Annotated in this window: 14 protein-coding genes; 8 read left to right on the forward strand and 6 right to left on the reverse strand. The window is 42.6% G+C overall.

What is annotated here, in order from left to right:
- Positions 1-207: 207 nt before the first annotated feature.
- Positions 208-3,888 carry a phosphoribosylformylglycinamidine synthase gene (purL, locus tag NK987_RS12225; protein WP_259264063.1) on the forward strand — a complete coding sequence of 1,227 codons (3,681 nt, stop codon included), beginning with the start codon at positions 208-210 and terminating at the stop codon, positions 3,886-3,888.
- Positions 3,889-4,152: 264 nt separating this feature from the next.
- Here the strand turns inward: purL and NK987_RS12230 are convergent, their stop codons facing one another.
- Positions 4,153-4,437 carry a GxxExxY protein gene (locus NK987_RS12230; protein WP_259264064.1) on the reverse strand — a complete coding sequence of 95 codons (285 nt, stop codon included), beginning with the start codon at positions 4,435-4,437 and terminating at the stop codon, positions 4,153-4,155.
- Positions 4,438-4,596: 159 nt separating this feature from the next.
- On the opposite strand from NK987_RS12230, the gene NK987_RS12235 reads away from it, so the two are divergent.
- The 6 genes from NK987_RS12235 (at position 4,597) to NK987_RS12260 (ending at position 13,376) form a co-directional block, all read left to right on the forward strand.
- Positions 4,597-5,583 carry a GSCFA domain-containing protein gene (locus NK987_RS12235; RefSeq protein ID WP_259264065.1) on the forward strand — a complete coding sequence of 329 codons (987 nt, stop codon included), beginning with the start codon at positions 4,597-4,599 and terminating at the stop codon, positions 5,581-5,583.
- A gap of 413 nt (positions 5,584-5,996) precedes the next feature.
- A complete protein-coding gene (locus NK987_RS12240) occupies positions 5,997-8,024 on the forward strand; it encodes a thioredoxin domain-containing protein (RefSeq protein ID WP_259264066.1) in 2,028 nt (675 codons plus the stop codon).
- Between the two features lie 8 nt (positions 8,025-8,032).
- A complete protein-coding gene (gene priA / locus NK987_RS12245; protein WP_258424915.1) occupies positions 8,033-10,552 on the forward strand; it encodes a replication restart helicase PriA in 2,520 nt (839 codons plus the stop codon).
- A 127-nt stretch (positions 10,553-10,679) separates the two neighbouring features.
- Positions 10,680-11,207: a YfiT family bacillithiol transferase gene (locus NK987_RS12250; protein WP_258424916.1), complete on the forward strand. Its 528-nt coding sequence runs from the start codon at positions 10,680-10,682 to the stop codon at positions 11,205-11,207.
- A 207-nt stretch (positions 11,208-11,414) separates the two neighbouring features.
- Positions 11,415-11,744: a Bor family protein gene (locus NK987_RS12255; protein ID WP_258424917.1), complete on the forward strand. Its 330-nt coding sequence runs from the start codon at positions 11,415-11,417 to the stop codon at positions 11,742-11,744.
- Positions 11,745-11,756: 12 nt separating this feature from the next.
- Positions 11,757-13,376 (forward strand): FAD-binding protein, encoded by a 1,620-nt coding sequence (locus NK987_RS12260; RefSeq protein WP_259264067.1) that lies wholly within the window; start codon positions 11,757-11,759, stop codon positions 13,374-13,376.
- Positions 13,377-13,840: 464 nt separating this feature from the next.
- Here the strand turns inward: NK987_RS12260 and NK987_RS12265 are convergent, their stop codons facing one another.
- The 3 genes from NK987_RS12265 to NK987_RS12275 are packed head-to-tail and all read right to left on the reverse strand — an operon-like array spanning position 13,841 to position 18,508.
- A complete protein-coding gene (locus NK987_RS12265) occupies positions 13,841-14,893 on the reverse strand; it encodes a 2-oxoacid:ferredoxin oxidoreductase subunit beta (protein WP_259264068.1) in 1,053 nt (350 codons plus the stop codon).
- A complete protein-coding gene (locus tag NK987_RS12270) occupies positions 14,868-16,706 on the reverse strand; it encodes a 2-oxoacid:acceptor oxidoreductase subunit alpha (protein WP_259264307.1) in 1,839 nt (612 codons plus the stop codon). The genes NK987_RS12265 and NK987_RS12270 overlap by 26 nt, the downstream gene beginning before the upstream one ends.
- On the reverse strand, positions 16,703-18,508 hold the full coding sequence (locus tag NK987_RS12275) for an FAD-dependent oxidoreductase (RefSeq protein WP_259264069.1): 1,806 nt from the start codon (positions 18,506-18,508) through the stop codon (positions 16,703-16,705). The genes NK987_RS12270 and NK987_RS12275 overlap by 4 nt, the downstream gene beginning before the upstream one ends.
- Positions 18,509-18,705: 197 nt before the next feature.
- Between NK987_RS12275 and NK987_RS12280 the strand changes: the two genes are divergently transcribed.
- Entirely contained in the window at positions 18,706-19,467 is a 762-nt protein-coding gene (locus tag NK987_RS12280) for an SDR family NAD(P)-dependent oxidoreductase (RefSeq protein WP_259264070.1), read from the forward strand.
- Positions 19,468-19,478: 11 nt separating this feature from the next.
- Here NK987_RS12280 and NK987_RS12285 read toward each other — a convergent pair whose 3' ends face one another.
- Positions 19,479-20,213, reverse strand: coding sequence for a LytR/AlgR family response regulator transcription factor (locus NK987_RS12285; RefSeq protein ID WP_258424922.1), 735 nt, complete (start codon positions 20,211-20,213; stop codon positions 19,479-19,481).
- The gene (locus NK987_RS12290) at positions 20,210-22,153 is read right to left on the reverse strand and encodes a tetratricopeptide repeat-containing sensor histidine kinase (protein ID WP_259264071.1); all 1,944 of its coding nucleotides are present in this window, start codon (positions 22,151-22,153) and stop codon (positions 20,210-20,212) included. The genes NK987_RS12285 and NK987_RS12290 overlap by 4 nt, the downstream gene beginning before the upstream one ends.
- Positions 22,154-22,243: the final 90 nt, after the last annotated feature.

The raw sequence follows: 22,243 nt of genomic DNA on the forward strand, positions 1-22,243 counted from the left end.
CATTTTGTCGCAGAGAGCTGAATTTCCCAAATCTTTCTTCATCCTTTATCCTTCCGCCCTCATCCTTTTCCCTTTTACCTCTCACCTTCTACCATTTACTTTCCACCCCCTTTATCCTTCATCCCTCATCCTTTAAAACATTCCTTTAATCTTTTGACCCAATTGTTTACCTTTGTGGCTTCTTAAAAAAGGCTCCAAAAAACGCTCATGATCCTCTTTTTCCAATCTCCCAAAGCCCTGATTTATGCTGTTCAGGCCAAAAACCCTCTCCCTCAACAAGATATTGACAAACTGAATTGGCTCTTTGGTGAAGCCAATCAAATCCAGGCGGATAAAGTCTCCGGGAAGTTTGCCGGACCGAGAAAGGAAATGATCACGCCTTGGTCTACCAATGCAGTAGAAATCACGGTCAATATGGGGATTTTGGGTATCCAAAGAATGGAAGAATACCTCCCGATAACCGAAAATGACAGCATTGACCCGATGCTTCAAAAAGTATATGCGGGATTGGATCAGGATATTTTTGATATTCATTTGCAGCCTGAAAGAATCATCCCGGTTACAGACATCAAAGCTTACAACCAAAAAGAAGGTTTGGCCCTAAGTCAGGAAGAGGTGGATTACCTGGAAGGAGTAAGCAAATCATTGGGCAGGCCTCTGACGGATTCTGAGGTATTCGGATTCAGTCAGGTCAACTCGGAGCATTGCCGCCACAAGATTTTTAACGGTGCTTTTGTGATTGACGGGGTTGAAAAGGACAAGACGCTTTTTCAACTCATCAAAGAAACTTCCAAAAGACATCCCAATAAAATTGTATCCGCTTACAAAGACAATGTGGCTTTTGTAGACGGACCCAAGGCACAGCAATTTGCGCCAAAAACACAGGATAAAGCGGATTTTTTTGAGACTGAAACCATCCAAACTGTCATCTCCCTCAAGGCAGAAACCCATAATTTTCCGACTACTGTAGAACCTTTCAACGGTGCCGCAACCGGCGCAGGTGGAGAAATCAGGGACAGGTTGGCAGGCGGAACAGCCTCCATACCTTTGGCGGGAACTGCTGTTTACATGACTTCCTATCCAAGGTCGGAGGCCGGAAGAAGTTGGGAAAAAGACTTAGCCGAAAGGAAATGGCTCTACCAAACTCCGATGGATATCCTGATCAAGGCTTCCAACGGAGCGTCAGATTTTGGAAATAAATTCGGTCAGCCCTTGATCTGTGGATCGGTATTGACCTTTGAGCATGAGGAAGATGGTAAATCGCACGGGTTTGACAAAGTCATCATGCTTGCAGGAGGAATCGGATTTACAAGGAAAGAATACGCCAAGAAAAACGAACCGAGCAAGGGTGACAAAATCATCGTCATGGGCGGCGACAATTACCGCATAGGTATGGGCGGTGGAGCGGTTTCGTCTGTAAATACGGGTGAATTCAGCAATGCCATAGAGTTGAACGCCATCCAACGTTCCAATCCGGAGATGCAAAAGCGGGTTTCCAATGTGATCCGCTCCATGGCCGAGTCTCATGAGAATCCGATCATTTCCATCCATGACCACGGAGCCGGTGGCCATTTGAACTGCCTTTCGGAATTGGTGGAAAGCACCGGAGGAACGATCCATTTGGACAAATTGCCTGTCGGGGATCCCACGCTTTCTGCCAAAGAAATCATCGGAAACGAATCCCAGGAAAGAATGGGATTGGTGGTGCATGAAAAGGATGTGGCTACACTTCAGCGGATTGCTGAGAGAGAAAGAGCGCCATTCTATGTCGTAGGTGAAACTACCGGAGACATGCATTTCAAATTTGAAAATTTTGAAACAGGCGAGAAGCCTGTCGATTGGGATTTGGCCTATATGTTTGGAAGTTCACCAAAAACCATTTTGGAGGATACTCCGGCAACGACAGATTACGAAGAACCAAAATACTCAGCCAAGGAGCTGAAAACATACATTGAGCAGGTTTTGCAATTGGAAGCTGTGGCTTGCAAGGATTGGTTGACCAATAAAGTTGACCGTTCCGTCACAGGAAGAGTGGCCAAGCAGCAGACCACGGGAGAAATCCAATTGCCTTTGAACAATGTGGCCGTGATGGCTTTGGACTTTACAGGAGAAAAAGGAATTGCAACCTCCATCGGTCATGCTCCGGTTGCGGCCTTGGCAAATCCTGAAGCAGGATCAAGGTTGGCGATTGCAGAATCACTCACCAACTTGGTTTGGGCAACGATTACAGACGGTTTGGCTGGGGTTTCACTCAGTGCCAATTGGATGTGGCCCGCAAAGAATCCTGGAGAAAATGACAGGCTTTACCGCGCTGTTGAGGCCATTTCAGACTTTTCCATTGCTTTGGGAATCAATGTGCCGACTGGAAAAGATTCCCTTTCCATGACACAGAAGTATCCCGGAGGTAAGACGGTTTATTCGCCCGGAACAGTCATCATCTCCACTGTAGGGGAGTGTTCAGCTCCGAAAATGACTGTTTCTCCGGATTTGAAGCCTATTGCGGGAAGCAAGGTTTATTACATTGATTTTTCAAAAGACACCGCCAAATTGGGTGGTTCCAGTTTTGCACAGGTATTGAATACCATCGGAAACGAAACGCCGGATGTCAAGGACAGCCAATATTTTGCGAAAGCATTTATGGTAATCCAAAAGCTGATCGAAAAGGGGGAAATCCTTGCAGGTCATGATATTTCCTCAGGAGGAATGATCACTGCTTTGTTGGAAATGTGCTTTCCTTCCACCCAAGTTGGTCTGAAAGTGAAAACCGAAAGATTGGCTGAAAAGGACATTGTCAAAGCTTTGTTTTCCGAAAATCCCGGTGTACTGATCCAAGTTGCAAATCCGGAAAGGACAAGAGCCGTTTTGGAAAACCATGGTGTGGAATATATTTCATTGGCGGAAGTGACCCTGGACGGAAAAGTGGAGTTGTCAGGAATTGATCTGACATTGGAAGTTGCCGGCATGAGAGATACATGGTTTAAGTCATCTTACTTGCTTGACAAAAAGCAAAGCGGTGACAAACTTGCTTTGGAGCGCTTTACCAATTATAAAAAGCAGCCATTAGCATACAATTTTGGGGAAAACTGGAAAGGCACATTAGATGCTTTTGGTTTGAATCCATATAGAAAAGAAGCCTCAGGAAAGCGTGCCGCCATCATCCGTGAAAAGGGTGTCAACGGTGACCGTGAGATGGCTTATTCACTTTGGTTGGCAGGTTTTGACGTGAAGGATGTTCACATGACAGACCTGATCGCAGGGCGTGAAAACCTCGAAGATGTACAGATGATCGTTTTTGTGGGAGGTTTTTCCAACTCGGATGTATTGGGTTCCGCAAAAGGTTGGGCCGGAGCTTTTCTGTATAATGAAAAAGCGAAACAAGCCTTGGACAATTTCTATGCAAGAAAAGATACCCTGAGTTTGGGTGTTTGCAACGGTTGTCAACTGATGGTGGAGCTTGGGCTCGTTACGCCTGACCATGATGTCAAGCCAAAGATGCTGCACAATGCAAGCCATAAGTTTGAATCGATCTTTGTCAATGTGAATGTTCCCGAGAATGAATCTGTGATGTTCAAATCCCTTTCAGGTAAAAGATTGGGTGTTTGGGTGGCGCATGGAGAAGGAAAATTCCAATTGCCAAAACCGAAAGACGCTTACCAAATCGGCATGACGTACAGCTATGAAGGCTATCCAGGCAATCCAAACGGTTCGGATCACGCAGTAGCTGGAATTGTATCCGGAGACGGCAGGCACTTGGCTATTATGCCGCACATCGAAAGATCACTGAAACCCTGGAATTGGCCATATTATCCTTCCGACAAATCAAGCGACGAAGTCAGTCCATGGATAGAGGCTTTTGTGAATGCATTTAAGTGGGTGGGGAGACACTAAATGCTCCCACTAAGACACGAAGGCGCAAAGAAAAGGAATAGGAATCACGCAAAGGCGCAAAAACGCAAAGAAAATAAGAACAACAAACCAAGCAATAGGAATCCCACGAAGACACGAAGGCACAAAGAAATAATCATAGTTTCTTTGTGCCTTTTTGTTTGTATATCTTTATAAATAACCATCGATTTTTCGATGTATTCCATCTTTGATGAGATTGACTTTGAAGTTGATCAGTAATCCAAGCTTGATATTTTTTAATCGCATTTAGGTCAACAACATTTTATGGTGGACCTTCTCGATAGTTTCAACAGATTTTAATTCAATGATAAGTTTGTCATCTAAAATCAAATCTGTCCTAAATCCTTTTCCAAAAGACAATCCTTTATACCTAACGATCACTTTTTCCTGTCTTGTAAAGGCAATATTTCTTTCTCGCAATTCATAAGCAAAAATCTCCTCGTAAATACTTTCAATCAAACCTGGTCCAAGTTCTTTATGAATTTGATATGCGATATCTACCGCTTCGGTTGCCAATTCATTTTCCGTCATGTTCCAAAAAGGGATTTTTAATTTATTTCCAATAGTTTAGTTAAATATAACTTTAATCAATTAAACCAAAAATTCCTTCGTGCCTTAGTGTCTTTGTGAGAGAAAAAAATTTGCGTCTTTTCTCTAAGGATTTGTGGGCTTTCTTTCTAATTTTATCCCATGCTTTGGACTACTTCTTTTGATATCCCTGAGGGGGAAAGTAAGATTAATCACCACAAACCAATCTTTTCTATCGGTTCTTGTTTTTCGACCATGATCGGTGAGAAATTGGCCGAAAGAAAGTTTCCCATTCTCAATAATCCCTTTGGAACGCTTTTCAACCCCATCTCCATCGCTCAAGTAATGGAAGATGCCGCATTGGAAATGCCGATCAATACGGACATGATTTTGGTCAGAGATGGATTGTACCTACATTTTGGGATGCATTCTGATGTGGTGGCGTACAGTCAGGATTCTTTGGAAAGGTTGATCCATAAAAAGCAACAGCACATAAAACAGGTTTTGGAAAATGCTTCCCATATCCTGATCACTTTTGGTACCGCCTGGATTTATGAATATGGAAATGATGGTCAGATTGTTGCCAACTGTCACAAGCAGCCTGCAGATCTATTTGAAAAGAGATTACTCCACCCTGATGAAATCCAAAAAGCTTTTAGCGGCTTTTTCAATATTCTGAGACAGATCAATCCCGATGTACAGGTATTGTTGACCGTCAGCCCTGTACGACATATCAAAGACGGCATTCCTGAAGACAGGTTGAGCAAGTCAATCCTGCGATTAGCAGCCCATGACCTCACCGAAACCTATGATTTTGTGCAGTATTTTCCTGCCTATGAGATCCTGATGGATGATTTGCGGGATTATCGTTTTTACAAGGAAGACATGATCCATCCCAATGCGCAGGCTGAAGAATATATTTGGGAAAGATTCAAAACCACTTGGGTTGATCCAAAGACTTTCCCTTTGATTTTGGAATTTGAAGGGATCAAAAGAGACCTTGCCCACCGTCCATTCAATCCGGACAGCCCGGCTCATATCAAATTTTTAGACAATCTTCAGAAGAAATTGGAACGATACAGCCGGGATTTTGATTTTTCAAAGGAAATGGACTTGTTGAGAAAACAGGTGCATTCTAGGGGGAAGTGAGGTGGAGGTTGGAAGTTAGGAAGGAAGTTTGAATCAGAGTAAATACTGGTGTTTTTGACCGATGACGGATGACCGATGGCCGATGTTAAAATTTTCAGCAAACAGTTCAATTTAGGAATTACAGTTGGTATTGCGTCATCTTGAATCCGAGGTACGAGGATGAAAGATCTCAGAATTAGGAGATACTTCTCCACTGTGGCTGATCAGTGTGACGACCAAGAGATTCACGTAATTGTTAGTGTAGCCAAGTGTCCTAACAAAGTTAAAAGAGATCCTTCAGTCGTTCCTCCTTCAGGATGACGGAACCCACCCGACAACAATGACAACCTGACAACATTTTAAACAATTACAACAACTACAACCATTACAACAACTACAACCCTTACAACCACTACAACCCTTACAACCAAAAAATGTCCAACCGCCTCATCCACTCCCAATCACCTTATCTCCTCCAACATGCCCACAATCCTGTGGATTGGTATCCTTGGGGAGAAGAAGCTTTAGTAAAAGCCAAAACTGAAAACAAACCGATCATTGTCAGCATCGGCTATTCGGCTTGTCATTGGTGCCACGTGATGGAAAAGGAAAGTTTTGAAGACGATGCCACGGCTGAAATCATGAATGCCCACTTTGTCTGTATCAAAATCGACCGTGAGGAGCGGCCTGATCTAGACAATATTTATATGGAATCGGTGCAGGTCATGGGCGTCAATGGCGGTTGGCCGCTCAATGTTTTCCTGATGCCGGACCAAAAGCCTTTTTATGGCGGAACTTACTTTCCCAACAAACAATGGAAAGGATTACTCACCAATATCGCGGATGCATATGAAAAGCATTTTGACCAACTCGCTGAAAGTGCAGAAGGATTTGGTAGGAGCCTTAACAGGTCGGAGTTGGAGAAATATGGATTGGAGTCTGCCAAGACTGAATTGTCAAGTGAGGAGTTGGCCTATGCCATCAAAAAATTAGAGGATCAGTTTGACTTGGAATGGGGTGGAATGAACAGAAAACCCAAATTTCCCATGCCGGCCATTTGGTCTTTTGTGTTGGAATATGCAATCCTGAAGAAAGATGAAGCCTTGACTGAGAAAGTACTTTTTACACTTCGCAAGATCGGAATGGGCGGTATCTATGACCATCTTCGCGGAGGATTTGCACGGTATTCGGTGGATGGGGAATGGTTTGCACCGCACTTTGAGAAGATGTTGTATGACAACGGGCCGTTGATGACGCTTTATGCCAAAGCCTATCAGGTAAGTGGCGAGGAACTTTTCAAGGAGAAAGTGACCGAAACCATCGCTTGGCTGGAAGCTGAAATGCTTCAGCAGGAGGGAGGTTTCTTTGCAGCCCAAGATGCGGATTCTGAAGGAACAGAAGGAAAATTTTACACTTGGACGTCAGATGAGTTAGAATCCATCCTAGCGGAGGACATGAGGTGGTTTGTCAAATTATACAACATCAAGTTCAAAGGAAATTGGGAAGATGAAGTCAATATCCTTTTTCAGACAAAATCATATGAGGAACTTTCCAAGGAAGAAGGTCTTTCAGTTTCAGCTTATGTAAATAGGCTTAACCGAATCAAAACCAAGCTGTTGGAGGTGAGGAATAAAAGAATTTATCCGGGTTTGGATGACAAGGTTTTGAGTGGTTGGAACGGACTTATGGTGGAGGGACTCGTGCAGGCTTATCTATCCATAGGAGAGGAGAAAGCATTGAAGTTAGCCCTTGCCAATGGAAATTTTATTTTGGACAAAATGTACCAAGACGGGATTTTGTATCGGTCATACAAAAACGGGAAAGCATATACTTCCGGATTTTTGGAAGATTATGCTGCGGCGACCAGAGGATTTATCTCCTTGTACAAAGCTACTTTTGATCTGAAATGGCTCCACACAGCCAAGGAATTGACTGAAATTGTATTGGAGCAATTTTATGATGAGACTGACGGTTTTTTCTTTTTCAACAATCCTACTGCTGAAAAACTGATTGCCAATAAAAAAGAATTGTTTGATAATGTCATTCCGGCTTCCAATTCCATGATGGCGAGAAACCTTCAGGATTTGGGTCTGTATTTTTATGAAGACAGGTATCTTGAGATTTCTGAAAAAATGCTTGGAGCCATGAAGAAGCTGATCATCACCGAACCGGGTTTTCTATGCAATTGGGCATCGCTGTATCTGAGTACTTTGGTGCCAAAGGCCGAAATCGCCATTGTGGGCAAAGGGGCACTAGCGAAAGCCAAGGAGATGCAAGCCTCAAATTCATCCAATTTTGTCGTTGCTGCGTCTGAAACTGTCGTAGAAAATATCCCATTATTGGAATACAAAACAGCGGATTCTGAAGGAAATGCCTTAATTTACGTTTGCTTCAATAAGGCCTGTCAAAAGCCCGTTTCTGAAGTAGCCGATGCTTTGGCACAGTTTCCATCTTTAGCCTGACCCACCTTTTGGAGAGTTTATTTGGTGATTTATACCCGCAGGAAGACAGCAAATCCAACTTATTTGCGGACATCATATTGCCGGTACCCATTCCCAAGATGTTTACCTACAAAATTCCGCGGAGTATGGCGGAGCAGATCGGCATCGGTTTTCGGGTGATTGTTCAGTTTGGGAAAAAGAAAGTACTTACAGGCATTATCGGCAAAGTCCACCAAAAGCCACCTGCAGCTTACGAAGCCAAACCCATCCTTGATATTCTTGACAACCACGCTACGGTCAATCCTTTGCAGATCCGTTTTTGGGCTTGGATGGCGGATTATTATTGCTGCCACATCGGAGAAGTGATGAATGCGGCCTTACCTTCTGGACTGAAACTCAGCAGCGAAAGCAAAATTCAACTCAATCCCACTTACGATTCAGACACCTCGACCTATCCATTGGATGACAGGGAGGGAATTTTGCTTCAGGCATTGGCAAACAAAGGCGAAATGACCTATGAGGAGTGTGAAAATGTACTTGGTCTCAAATCAATCCATGGTATCATCAAAAGTTTGGTCATCAAGGAAGCCATTTTGGTTTTTGAGCAATTGAGAGAGAAATATGCGCCCAAAGTTGAATCAAGAATCAGGCTTTCTAAAGAATATGCTTCCGACAAGAAAGCCTTGGAAGCGCTTTTCAACGAAATCGCCAACAAACCAAAACAAGAGGAAATCCTCCTCAAGTACCTGCAGGAAATCCCAGTGTACAAGCAACCTGAACTGAATCAAAAAGGCTTGGACAAAAAGGTAATTACCGAAGCCGGGTTGTCTGTATCTTCACTCAAAACTCTGATCAAAAACGGAGTTTTGGAAGAATACAAAATTATAATCAGCCGTTTTGAGGAGGAAGAAGGAAATGGAGAAGAGATTGTCCTTTCAGACCTACAGAGCAAAACTCTTGGAGAAATAAAAAGCCAATTTGAAGAAAAAAACACAGTCCTTTTTCATGGAATAACCGGAAGCGGCAAGACTGAAATTTATATTACCTTGATCAAGGAAGTCTTGGCCGGTGGTTCCCAAGTATTGTTGCTATTGCCCGAGATTGCCCTTACGACCCATATGGTCGGCAGGCTGAGAAAAGTTTTTGGGAGTAGCATGGGGGTTTACCATTCCAAATATTCGGACAATGAAAGGGTAGAGGTTTGGAATGGGGTTTTGAGTGGAAAAATCTCTTTTGTGATCGGTGCAAGGTCTTCGATTTTCTTGCCATTTGACAGTTTGGGAATGGTGATCGTCGATGAAGAACATGAGTCATCTTACAAGCAGTTTGACCCGGCGCCAAGGTTTCAGGCAAGGGATGCGGCAATCATGCTTTCCTGGATCCATCAAGCCAAAACTTTGCTCGGTTCAGCGACGCCTTCCTTTGAGTCTTTTTACAATGCAAGAACCAAAAAGTATGGTTACTTGGCTTTGGACAAAAGATATGGGGAAGCACAACTTCCCGAGTACCACTTGGCAGACATGTTGGTGGACAAAAAGAAAAACCTGCTGAAGCTAGATTTTACACGGCTTCTCAGGGAGAAAATACAAGAGGCTTTATCAAATCAGGAGCAGGTTTTGATTTTTCAGAACAGGCGCGGTTATGCGCCTTATATTGCCTGCGAAGATTGCGGATGGATTCCTGAATGTGAACATTGCGATGTCAGCCTGACTTATCATCAGTTTGGGGAGGAGATGCGCTGCCATTATTGCGGGTTCAAGGAGAAAGTTCCGCATGCATGTCCTGCCTGTGGGAGCAATAAATTGGGAGCGGTTGGCTTGGGAACAGAGCGGATTGAAGAAAGTCTTTCTTTACTTTTCCCTGAAGCCAGAATCGCAAGGATGGATTTGGATACTACCCGAAGCAAATACGGATACCAGCAATTATTGGAAGAATTTGGAAGTGGGAACATTGATATTTTGGTGGGCACCCAGATGATTACCAAAGGCCTGGACTTTGACAGGGTCACAGTCGTAGGGATCATGGATGCAGACAGGATTTTGTATTTTCCGGACTTTAGGGCCGGGGAGCGTGCTTTTCAGCAAATCACCCAAGTGGCAGGTCGGGCTGGACGGCGGGACAAAAAAGGTGCCGTCATCATTCAAACACGAAAACCTGAGGAAGCCATTTTTGGGCAGGTGATTTCCGGGGATTACAAGAATTTTTATATCCAGGAAATGGGGGACAGGCAGAGGTTTTTCTACCCTCCATTTGTCAAAATCATCAAAATAACGACCCGGCATAAGGATTATAAAATCTCTGAAAAAGCTGCAAGACATCTCCATAACCTGATGGGGGAAATCGATGTCAAGAAAATCATGTTGGGGCCGGAAAAAGGCTTGGTCGGAAAAATCAAGAACCAATACATTTTTGAATCTATCGCGAAGTTGGATAAATCAGGTAATGCCCAAGCCCAATTTAAACATGATTTGCTCCTGTTATTGGAAGAAATGCAGGTGCATAAGGACTTTAGAGGAGTGAGGTTTGTGGTGGATGTGGATCCGTATTGAGTATCAAGTACCAAGTATCAAGTATTAAGAAAAAGTCCTCAGTACCAAGTCTGAGTTTTGTTTTCAAAATCAGTTAACCAATTAACCATATGGCCATTAACCAAATAACCAATAACCAAATTAACACATGGAAATAGAATCATTAAAATTCCCCGTTGGCCGCTTTTCCGCACCAAAAGAAATCACTGCCCAACAACTTGAAGAATGGGTGGGAATCATAGAAGAATTCCCCGCATTGCTCAAAACTGAAACCTATAAACTTTCAGAAGAACAATTGGACACACCTTATCGGCCTGAAGGATGGACGGTGAGGCAAGTGGTGCATCACTGTGCCGATAGCCATATGAACAGTTTTATCCGGTTCAAGTTGGCGCTGACCGAGGATAACCCAACCATCAAACCTTATCATGAAGATCTGTGGGCGGAATTGGCTGATGCCAAAGACATGCCTATTGGACCAAGTTTGAAGATTTTGGAAGGATTACATTATCGCTGGGTAGTTTTAATCAAATCTTTATCAGCTGATGACTTGCAGAAAACCTTTTTCCATCCTGCCAACCAAAAAACAATGTCACTTGCCACCACCATTGCACTGTATGCATGGCACTCTAGACATCATTTGGGTCATGTGAAATTGGTGAGTGGAGGAAAATAGATGGGAGATATGAGACATGAGATATGAGACAAAAAAAGCGAGAGATAAGAAGCGATAGGCTAAGGTTTAATTTTTAATTCTGAATTCATAATTCTGAATTTCGCAGAGCTCTTGCCTTTTTCCATTTATTTTTTTAACTTTTACCTTGATTTTTAGAGTGTTATATATTTTTTAGAAGAGTGTATTCAATTTAAACTTTGAACTCAAGTGAAAAAGTCATTTCAATTCAGGCGTTTTTCCTTCCTGATTCTTTTCAGTTTAACCTTCTACATTGCTTCATGTGCCAATCTGAGGATTGTATCCAAGTATGATTCCGATAATCCCGCGCCGGTTCAGGTAAACAGAACCACTTATTTTTGGGGTTTGAGGCAGCCCGTAGATGTCAAAACCGAAGCAAGCTGTAAATCCATTTGTCAAATTACAGTGAAGACCAATGTTGGTCATATCCTGATTTCTGTCATCACATTGGGAATTGTTGTCCCCCAATCGGTCGAATATTTTTGTTGCCCGGAGGTACCGATTCCGGGAGAAATTTAAACCCATTTTGCCATGACCTATCCTGCAGGAGTTATTCCTTGGAAAATCAAGGAATTCACCAATGTCCACCAAAACTATACCCAGCCTTTGGATGAAGACCTTTCCTTTGATATGGTCTTGGATGATCCATCTTTCCAAAGCCTTGACCAGTTTTCCCAATACAAAAAATGTACGGCCAATTTCCAATGGATCATCAAACACGCCTTGGAAAACCAGCTCAATATCCGCGCATTAGGAAGTGGATGGTCTTTTAGCAAAGTTGGTATGAGCGAAGATGCGATTATCAACACCAAGAGACTGAGGCACAAATTTGCCTTGAGTAATGAAAATTTCCATCCCGATTTTTTGAATGCAGGCAATAAGCCTGAAAATTTTAAGTTTTTGCAGTGTGGAAATACCATCATCCAAATCAATGAATACCTCGAAAAGCAATCACAACCTTCCAAAAGTCTGATGGTGAGTGGCGGAAGTAATGGCCAAACCATTGCGGGTGCCTTTTCCACGGGAACCCATGGGGCAGCTGTATTCAAGGGTGCTTTGCCCGAAATGGTTGTTGGCATGCACGTCATTACCGGTCCTGACAGGCATATTTACGTAGAGAGGGCTTCGAGACGAATTACTTCCGATGCTTTTCATATGAAATTAGGAGCAGAGACCATCATAGAAGATGACCTTTTCAATGCCATTTTGGTGAGTTTTGGAAGTTTTGGAATAATCCATGGAGTCTTGGTGGAGGTGGAGGACAAATTCCTTTTGGAGCAAAAAATGCAGAGAGTACAATTTGACAATGCCATGACCGAAGCTGTCACCAAGATGGATTTTTCGAAAATACAGCACCACCTCAAATACACATGGAACGATCCGCAAAGACACCTTTATCATTTTGAGTTGGCAGTCAATCCCCATGATTTCGATTTTAACAACCCTGAAAAAGGAGTGTACATGAGGACCATGTTCAAGGTTGCCTACAGGGAAGATTATAAGAGAATTGAACATGCGACCTCGGGATTTACCTATGGGGATGATACGCTTGGGTTGATTCAAACGGTATTGGATCAAGTTCAGGCTAAAGTTGGATTTTTGAATAGAATTTTGGTACCCCAAATTGTGAATTCAATATTTGGATTGGCATACAGTAGGCCTGAAGATTTGGTAGGCACGATAGGGGAGACATTTACCAACACAAGATTTCGAGGAAAAGCCTTCAGTGCTGCGATTTGCCTTGATGTCAAAGATGTAGTAAAGGCCATAAATATCTGTCTGAAAATAAATGAAACAGTGAAATTGGCAGGTATTTTAGCTTTCCGCTTTGTAAATGGAAATGAGGCAACATTTGCCTTTACTCGGTTCAAGCATTCCGTAGTGATGGAACTAGACGGTGCTGATGCTGCGGTCAACCATCAGTTTTACCAGTTGGTACTTGAATCATTGGAAGCAGCCCATATTCCTTATTCTATCCATTGGGGAAAGTTAAACCGCATTTTGGACAAGAACAGACTGAATTATATCTATGGAAATGAAAAGATACAACAATGGAAAAAGCAACGGTCAAGAGTGATGACCCAAGAAGTACAGCAGATTTTCAACAATGAATTTATGCAGCAGTGTGGGTTGGATGGGTATGTCCCATAATTCAGAAATGTCCAAATACTAACCTAAAACCAAATTTAAATTAGCCCTGAAGGGGCAAAATACTAAAGGGATGGGTGAAGCCCATCCATAATTCATTAGATAATTCCCCTAAGCCCGGAAAGGGCAGGATCATTTCCTTTCTTGTCCCTAGAGATATTTCGCCCCTACAGGGCTTTCTTCAAACATTTCCTACAATTTCGCTGGGCTGCACCCATCGCTAGGGTATTTCGCACCGTCAGTGCTGTAACTTATATACCAACATTCCAACATCCTGCCTCCGATCCAATTATAATCAAAAAGACAACCAAGACCCATAATATTGGCATTTCTAAATACCAAGCCTATCTAGATAGTTTTTGATAAAATTGCTAATTGCCTTTTACATCCGTCTTCCGTCTTCGGTCTTCCATCCCAAAACCAAGGATTTTCCCTTCAAGAAATGTAGTGGAGGCGCATATACTCATTTACCTATACCCAGCATTGATCTCCTTCAAAACCTCAGTTCCCGGACAAAGATCTGTTTCCTTCAATTTATTCAAGGGGGTACCGCAAGTGCTTAATGTGCCGTGAAGGTCTTTCCATTCAGTATTGACATAAAGCAAACCTGTCAGAATTTCATTTTTTATCCTTGCTTCCTGAAGGGCATTGGCAACAGAAACCCTGTCTTCGGGATTCCAATCCGTGGCCAATTTATTCAGTTGGATCAAGGTGCCATCGTGCATAGCGACTCTGGTAGATTTCCCTTTTTCGTAATTGGTTTTGATTTCGGGCATTTCCGGAACAAAGTCCAAAGTCGAAGTGGCTTCGATATGTTCCCTCACATAATCGTAGGATTTGGTAGAACCGGGGTTGTTGTTGAAAGTCACACAAGGAGAAATCACATTGAGAAAGGCAAAACCTTTATGGTGCATGGCGGCCTTGATTAGCGGAACCAATTGTTGCTTGTCCCCGCTAAAACTCTGAGCTACAAAGGTTGCTCCCAATTCTATCGCCAAACTCGCTAGGTCGATGGCTTGAAATGGATTGACGGAACCGGCTTTGCTCCGAGAACCTTGGTCTGCAGTGGCAGAATCCTGTCCTTTGGTCAGGCCATAGCAGCCGTTGTTCATAACGATATAGACCATATTCAGATTTCGCCGGATGACATGGACAAACTGCCCCATGCCGATGGAAGCGGAATCTCCATCTCCTGAAACGCCAAAATACACCATGTCCTTGTTAGCCATGCTCGCGCCTGTTGCTACAGAAGGCATCCTGCCATGTACAGAATTGAATCCATGCGAATTACCCAAAAAGTAGGTCGGTGTTTTGGATGAACATCCGATTCCGGAGATCTTGGCCACTTTATGGGGTTCAACGGACATTTCAAAGCAGGCCTGCACGATGGCAGCGCTGATACTGTCATGGCCACAACCGGCACAAAGTGTGGAAAGTGAACCTTCATACTCTTTTTGGGTATAGCCAAGTTTATTTTTGGGTAATTTCGGATGTCTAAAGAGCGGTTTCAGATAACTCATGGTGTTGGGTATTTTCTAGGTTTAAATGCTTTAAAATTTGGTTTTTGATGGCGTCAGCCGTGATCGGCATGCCATCATAATTCAAAACGGGGATCAATTTGGCCGGATTGGTTTCCAATTCCATGATCATCATGCTGCGCAATTGGGCATCCCTGTTTTGTTCGATTACAAAAACAGTCGAATGGGAATGGATAAATTGAACCACCTCTTCCCCAAAAGGAAAGGCTCTGATCCGGATCGCATCTACTGTGATTCCATTTTCTTCCAATATGTCTTTCGCTTCCTCAGCCGAAAAAGTGGATGTTCCATAAAATAAAATCCCTATCTCAGACTTGTTTTCTTTTTGGTACATATGGGCTTTTGGAACGATTTTCTTTGCTGTTTCCCATTTGACCATCAATCGGTCCATGTTTCTTTTGTATGCAGCACCGTCTTCGGTATAGGCAGCGTATTCATCCCTTGAGGTCCCTCTTGTAAAAAATGATCCTTTTGTAGGATGGGTTCCCGGATAAGTTCTGTACGGTATGCCGTCACCATCCACGTCAAGGTATCTACCAAATCGCCCGATATGCTCCAATTCCTCCGCATTGAGTACTTTTCCCCTGTCATACTTTCTTTTTTGATCCCAATGAAACGGTTCACTGATATGGTCGTTCATACCCAGATCCAAATCTGTCATGACCATAATCGGAGTTTGAAGTCGCTCAGCAAGATCAAAACTCTCAGCCGTCATCTCAAAGCATTCCTGGGGAGTAGCAGGGAAAACCAAGACATGTTTGGTATCTCCGTGGGAAGCATAGGCGGCAAGGAGAATGTCTGATTGTTGTGTTCTGGTAGGCATACCTGTACTGGGTCCGGTTCTTTGGACATCAATTAGTACAGCAGGAACCTCAGCGAAATAAGCCAATCCTAAGAATTCATTCATCAAGGAGACTCCCGGACCGCTGGTAGCAGTAAAACCCCGTGCACCGTTCCAGTTGGCACCAATGACCATGCCCATCGCGGCAAGTTCATCTTCGGCCTGGATAATGGCAAATTTTTTCTCTCCTGTTTCAGGATCAGTCCTGTATGCTTCGCAATAATGCTCAAATGCCTCTGCTACAGAAGTTGAAGGCGTAATCGGATACCATGCCATCACTGTGGCACCTCCATAGACTGCTCCAAGGCCGCATGCAGTATTCCCATCAACGAGGATTTTGTCTTTGATGAGGTTCCTTCTTTCAAGATGAAAGCTTAAGGGATAATCGAAATTGGCCTCGACATAATCCATTCCCAATTTGAGGGCTTGGATATTGGCATCGATCAGTTGCTTTTTACCTTCAAATTGTTCTCCAACCAATTTTTCAATTTCGGAATAATCCATGTTTAACAATTTGGCCAAAGCTCCTACATAGATGATGTTTTTTAGGAGCTGCCTTTTTCTGGGATCCGAAAATGCCTCATTGGACATCTCCATCATAGGAACACCGAGGTAATGGATATCTTCTCTGAAATAAGGGGCAGGGAGTTTTTTGGTACTGTCATACATGAAATAACCACCCGGCTTGACGCTTTTTATATCCTGTGCCATGCTTTGAGGATTAACTGACACCAAAATATCGATACCTTCCCTTCTCCCCAGATATCCTTTTTCACTGACACGTACTTCATACCAAGTAGGAAGTCCCTGAATGTTGGAAGGGAAGATGTTTTTTGGAGTGACGGGTATTCCCATACGGAAAATGGCTTTGGCAAACAGGTAGTTGGCACTCGCCGATCCGGTTCCGTTCACATTGGCAAACCGGATTATAAAATCATTGACTGTTTTTGTCATTTCTCTATAAGGGGAAGTGGGGTGATCATTTGATTGGCTTTGGTGGTGGAATAGAGGAATTTTTGCATGTCCCATGCTGAGGTTGGACATCTTTCTGCACAAAGCCCACAATGAAGACAAACATCCTCATCTTTCACCATGACCCGTCCGGTTTTGAGTTCTTTGGAAACCAAGAGATCTTGGGTCAGATTTTCTGCCGGTACCAAGAGATTCTGTCTTAATTCGGATTCTTCTGCATTGACAGTAAAAGTGATACAGGAAGTAGGGCAGACGTCCATACAGGCATCACATTCTATACACCTGTCTTCGGTAAAAACGGTCTGAACATCACAGTTTAGGCATCTTTGGGTTTCTTTGTATGCTGTTGCGATATCAAAGCCCAATTCAACTTCTTTCTTTCTGTCTTTGAGGGTTTGTGATTTTTTGGCTTGGGGCACAATATACCTTTGGTCAATGGCCACATTGCTGTCATAGCTCCATTCATGGATGCCCATTTTTTGGCTGACAAGATTGGTATAGGGAGAAGGTCTTTCGTAGACATTCAATCCTTCACAAAATAAATGGATGGATACTGCAGCTTGGTGGCCTTGGGCTACAGCAGTGATGACGTTTTTGGGCCCAAACGCTGCATCTCCCCCAAAGAAAACCTTGGCGTTGGTGGATTGGAAAGTGACTTCATCCACCACCGGCATTCCCCATTGGTCAAACTCCAAGCCGATGTTTCTTTCTATCCAAGGGAAACTGTTTTCTTGGCCGATGGCTATCAAGACTTCATCTGCTTCAATGAAAACATCATCTTCTTCCGTTGGGAGCAGTTGTCTTTTGCCGTTTTCGTCATAGACAGGTTTTACTTTCTGGAATTTCATCCCGATCAGTTTACCGTCTTTGACTTCAAAACTCAATGGAACATGGTTGTCAATGATCTGTATGTCTTCATGTAGTGCATCTTCTTTTTCCCAAGGAGAAGCTTTCATTTCGTCAAAAGGACTTCGGACCACTACTTTGACCTCTTTTCCGCCCAATCTCCTTGAAGTCCTGCAACAGTCCATTGCGGTATTGCCACCTCCTAATACGATTACTTTTTGAGCAATGGATTTTGTATGTTCAAAAGCTACACCTGCCAACCATTCAATTCCGATATGGATGTTTTTGTCCCCTTCTTTCCTTCCGGGCAATTTTGGAAGGTCTCTTCCTTTGGGAGCTCCCGTCCCGACAAATACCGCATCATAACCTCCCTCCAATACTTCCTTCAGACTCTTGACATAGGTCATAAATTGGGTATGGATCCCAAGATCAAGAATAAAATTCACTTCTTCATTGAGTACCTCTTCGGGAAGTCTGAATGAAGGTATCTGACTTCTCATCATTCCCCCACCTGCGATCTGCTCATCAAATAGGTGGATTTCATATCCTAAAGGAGCCAAATCCCGAGCCACAGTAAGTGAGGCCGGACCTCCTCCGATTAGAGCAATTCTCTTTCCATTGGAAGGAAAAGGACCTTGAGGCATGTGCTGTTTGACATCCCCTTTGTTGTCTGCTGCCACCCTTTTGAGTCTGCAGATAGCGACCGGTTCTTCTTCAACCCTTACCCTCCGGCAAGCCGGTTCGCAGGGTCGGTCACAGGTTCGACCGAGTACACCCGGAAAAACATTGGATTCCCAATTGACCATGTAAGCTTCTGTGAATCTTTCAGCAGCGATAAGTCTGATATACTCAGGTACAGGGGTGTGTGCAGGGCAGGCGTATTGACAGTCCACTACTTTATGGTAGTATTCAGGGTCTTTGGTATTGGTAGGCTTCATGGTTAAAATGGGTTTGAATTCACTTTGCCTTATTTTTCTAAAGAAAAAGACAAGGCTTTTTAAAGCTAAGAAATTTCAGAATTTAATGCAGATACCTTAAGATAAAAATTCTATTTTATTTTGAAGGTTGATAAATATGCAAAATGTCGCATACTTTTGACCAAGGAATGCAGGTATATATTTAAATAAATTTGGTTATGAAACTCCATCAAAAATCTTTTATCCTCACAGGGGCAACAAGCGGAATGGGAAGAGCCATTGCATTGAATTTTGCCAAAGAAGGAGCAAATCTAATCCTGAGCGGAAGGGATGAAGAAAGGGGAAAATCACTTTTGGCCGAAATAAAGGCAAATGGGGGAGAAGCCTGTTTTTTGTCAGGAGACGTCGGAGACATACAATACAACAAAAAAATGGTTGATTTGGCAATTTCCTCATTTGGTCAGTTGGATGGATTGGTGACCAATGCAGGAATGCTTGGTTTGGGTTCAGTGACGGAATTGGAGCCCTCAGATTGGGACATCACATTCAGAACCAATGTGGATTCGGTCTTTTATCTTTTGAAATTCGCCTTGCCAGAAATGCTCAAAAGGCCAACTGCAGCTGTGGTGGTCAATTCCTCCATCGCAGCCTACAAATCATTTCCAAACCATCCTGCCTATTGTGCTTCCAAAGCAGCTTTATTGGCTTTGGCAAAACAGACTGCGGTAGATTATGGACCAATTGTCCGGGTCAATACCATTTGTCCCGGTCCGGTAGACACGCCGTTTATCCATGCTTCTGCTGTTGCATTTCCTGACCCTGCCCAAGCAGTGGCCAATGCAGGAAAAGCAACTTTGCTTAAAAGATTAGGCTTACCAGCAGACATTTCCAAATTGGTACTTTTTCTGGCAAGTGATGATTCTTCCTGGATTACAGGTAGCGCATTTACGATTGATGGGGGAATATTGGCAGCAGGTTAAATCCCGATAAATTATACTTTATTTAGCATCCGGTGAAGATCATCTTTGAATTGTTTTCCGACCGGAATTAATTTTCCTGCAATTTCGACATGGGATTCGGCAACGGCGTCAAGCTTTGAAAAATTGACGACAAAAGACCTGTGGACACGAACGAAATTCTTCTGATCTAGTTTTTCACATAATTTATTCAGTGGGCTGACAATGAGGTAGTTTTGGTTAAAAAGATTGATTTTACAATAGTTCCTTTCCGCTTCGATGTATAGGATTTCTTCCAGTAAGACTTTAATGAGTTTGTTTTGGTTTCTGATGAAAATCCTGTCGCCTTGGTATTCTACCATGGTTTCATTGGAAAGAAAATCCTGGTCTTTTTCTTTGATTTTTTCCTCTACCAATGCGATGGTTCTCTCAAGGTCTAATTTCTTGAAAGGTTTGGCAATAAAGGCAAAAGGATGTGTTTCTCTCGCTTTGATAAAAGTGGCATCGTCCACATTGGCAGTAAGGTAAATGATGGGGATGTCAATGTATTGTTGGATGGTTTTTGCAGTTTCTATTCCGTTTATTTTTCCTTTTAGCTGGATATCCATCAATATCATGTCAGGTTTATTTTCCAAAGCATGGTGTACAGCTTCTTCACCCCGAGATTCCAAACCGGTAACTTCGTACCCGAGATTGGTCAGCTGCAGACCTATGTTTGCAGCTATTATCATGTCGTCTTCTACTATGAGTATTCTTGTTTTTTGATTCATGCAGCTTTATGGATTTGAAATTCAAAAAAGACTTCTGTTCCGGAATTCGTCACAAGGGACATTTTTCCATCAAGTTGGCGGGTGAGGAGTTGGATCAATTGGGTTCCAAAACCTGAACCATGGACTTCAGGATTGGTGCCGATACCGACCCCATTATCCGAAACCTGAAGATAGAGGTGGGACTCTCTTTCTGACAAAGAGACTTTGATTGAGCCTTTGTTCCCGTTTGGGAAAGCGTATTTGAGTGAGTTTGATAATAATTCGTTGACAATCAATCCAATCGGGATTGCTTGGTCTATTTCAAGTTCCAATGGTTCCATAGTACAGATCAATGATACACGCTGCGAAGCATTGAATGTGTCAATGATGTACTCACCGAGGTTTAGGAAAAAATCCTTCATCTCAATGGTTTTTAAGTTTCCTCCCTGATAAAGCCTCTGATGGATCATTCCTATACTATGTACTCTGTTTTGGGTTTCTTCCATGATTCCCTGAAATTCTTTGTTATCAATCTTGGCTGTCTGAAGCGCAAGTAGACTCGAAATCGTTTCAAGGTTGTTTTTTACCCGATGGTGGATTTCTTTGAGTAAATGTTCCTTTTCGAGATTCTGCTTTTCCAAAAGAAGGTTGTACTTTTTTCTTCGGACCAAGACAACATATGAAATCCCAAGAATGACCACCAAAAATCCGGCTAGTGTCAGAATAAAAATCTGCAGGATTTTTTGCTTTTCCAATCGTGCCTCCTGCAGGTTTATGGTATTTTCCTTTTGGGAAACATTCATTTCTGTTTGTAGGAGCGAAATTCTTTGGTCAGCTTCTGCTGTAAAAACGCTCTGCTTGAGTTTGTCGTAAGTTCTACTTGCTTCCAAAGCTTTGGCAAACTTTTTATCACCTTCATAGGCCTTACTTAATTCAAGATAAACCAGACTCAAATAATACTTGTCTCCAAAATCATTTGTCGCTACCTGAATGCTTTTTTCTAAAAATTCAATGGCATGGGAAAAATGTCCGATGCTGTTATTGGATTTGCCCAAAGAAAGCAAAGACCGCATGATCATAAAATCATTTTCCAATAATTCGGCATATTTCAATGCTTCGAGACCTGATTTTTCGGCAGCTATATAATCACCTTTCTGATTGTATAAATCCGAAAGAGCGATATACGTGTCACTTAGGTTGTTATAAAATCCATATTTTTCACCGATGGCAATGGATTTTTGGAAGTATTCCAATGCCTCCTCAAGCCTGTTAAGGTTGATCAAATTATTTCCAACGACATGGAGGGTAAAATCATAATCTAGGTCATAAAGATTTCTTTTTTCAAAAAGCGCAAGTGATTTTAATCCATATTCCACTCCGATACTGGGTTTTCCCTGCTTCCAAAAAAGGTTGCTCATGTCAGAATAGGCCATTGCGATGGCTTTTTCATCTCCGTACTTTTCACCGATTTTCAATGTTTTGGAAGCATATTCAAACGCTTCTCCAAGATTTCCCCTTCTCTCAAACACATATCCAAGATTGGTGTAGAGCAGCCAAGTTTCGTTTTCGGGGATTTTTTCAATGGCGCTTTTCAAAACCATCTCTGCCCAATCTAACTCATCGAGTCTCAAAAGGATGGCCCCCTGTGAAACCTGTAATTTGCCTTCCCAATACACATCGCCTATTTTCCTCGCTTCTTCGAGCCCTCTATTGATGATGGACATTGATTTTTTTAGATTTCTGGTGTGTGTAAAATAACCAAGGTCATTCAGGACTTTTAATCTCAAAGAGTCATTTTTTAATTTTTCGAGACCTTTTTCTAGGTTTTCAAGGTAATCATCTCCAAAATCATCGGTATCCAAAAATACCTGCCTGTATTTCATTTCCCCATTGGAGAAATACACCTGAGCCTCGGTATTGAGGGTTATTGAAAAAAACAGAAAGACAACAATCCATTTCATTTATGAAATATAGTATTTAAAAAACATCAAAATGACCTGATAAGCAGATAATTATTCCTCCGAAAATTTTTTGGCATCATTCGGACAATT

This window comes from Aquiflexum gelatinilyticum, from assembly GCF_024813435.1.
GTDB lineage: Bacteria > Bacteroidota > Bacteroidia > Cytophagales > Cyclobacteriaceae > Cognataquiflexum > Cognataquiflexum gelatinilyticum.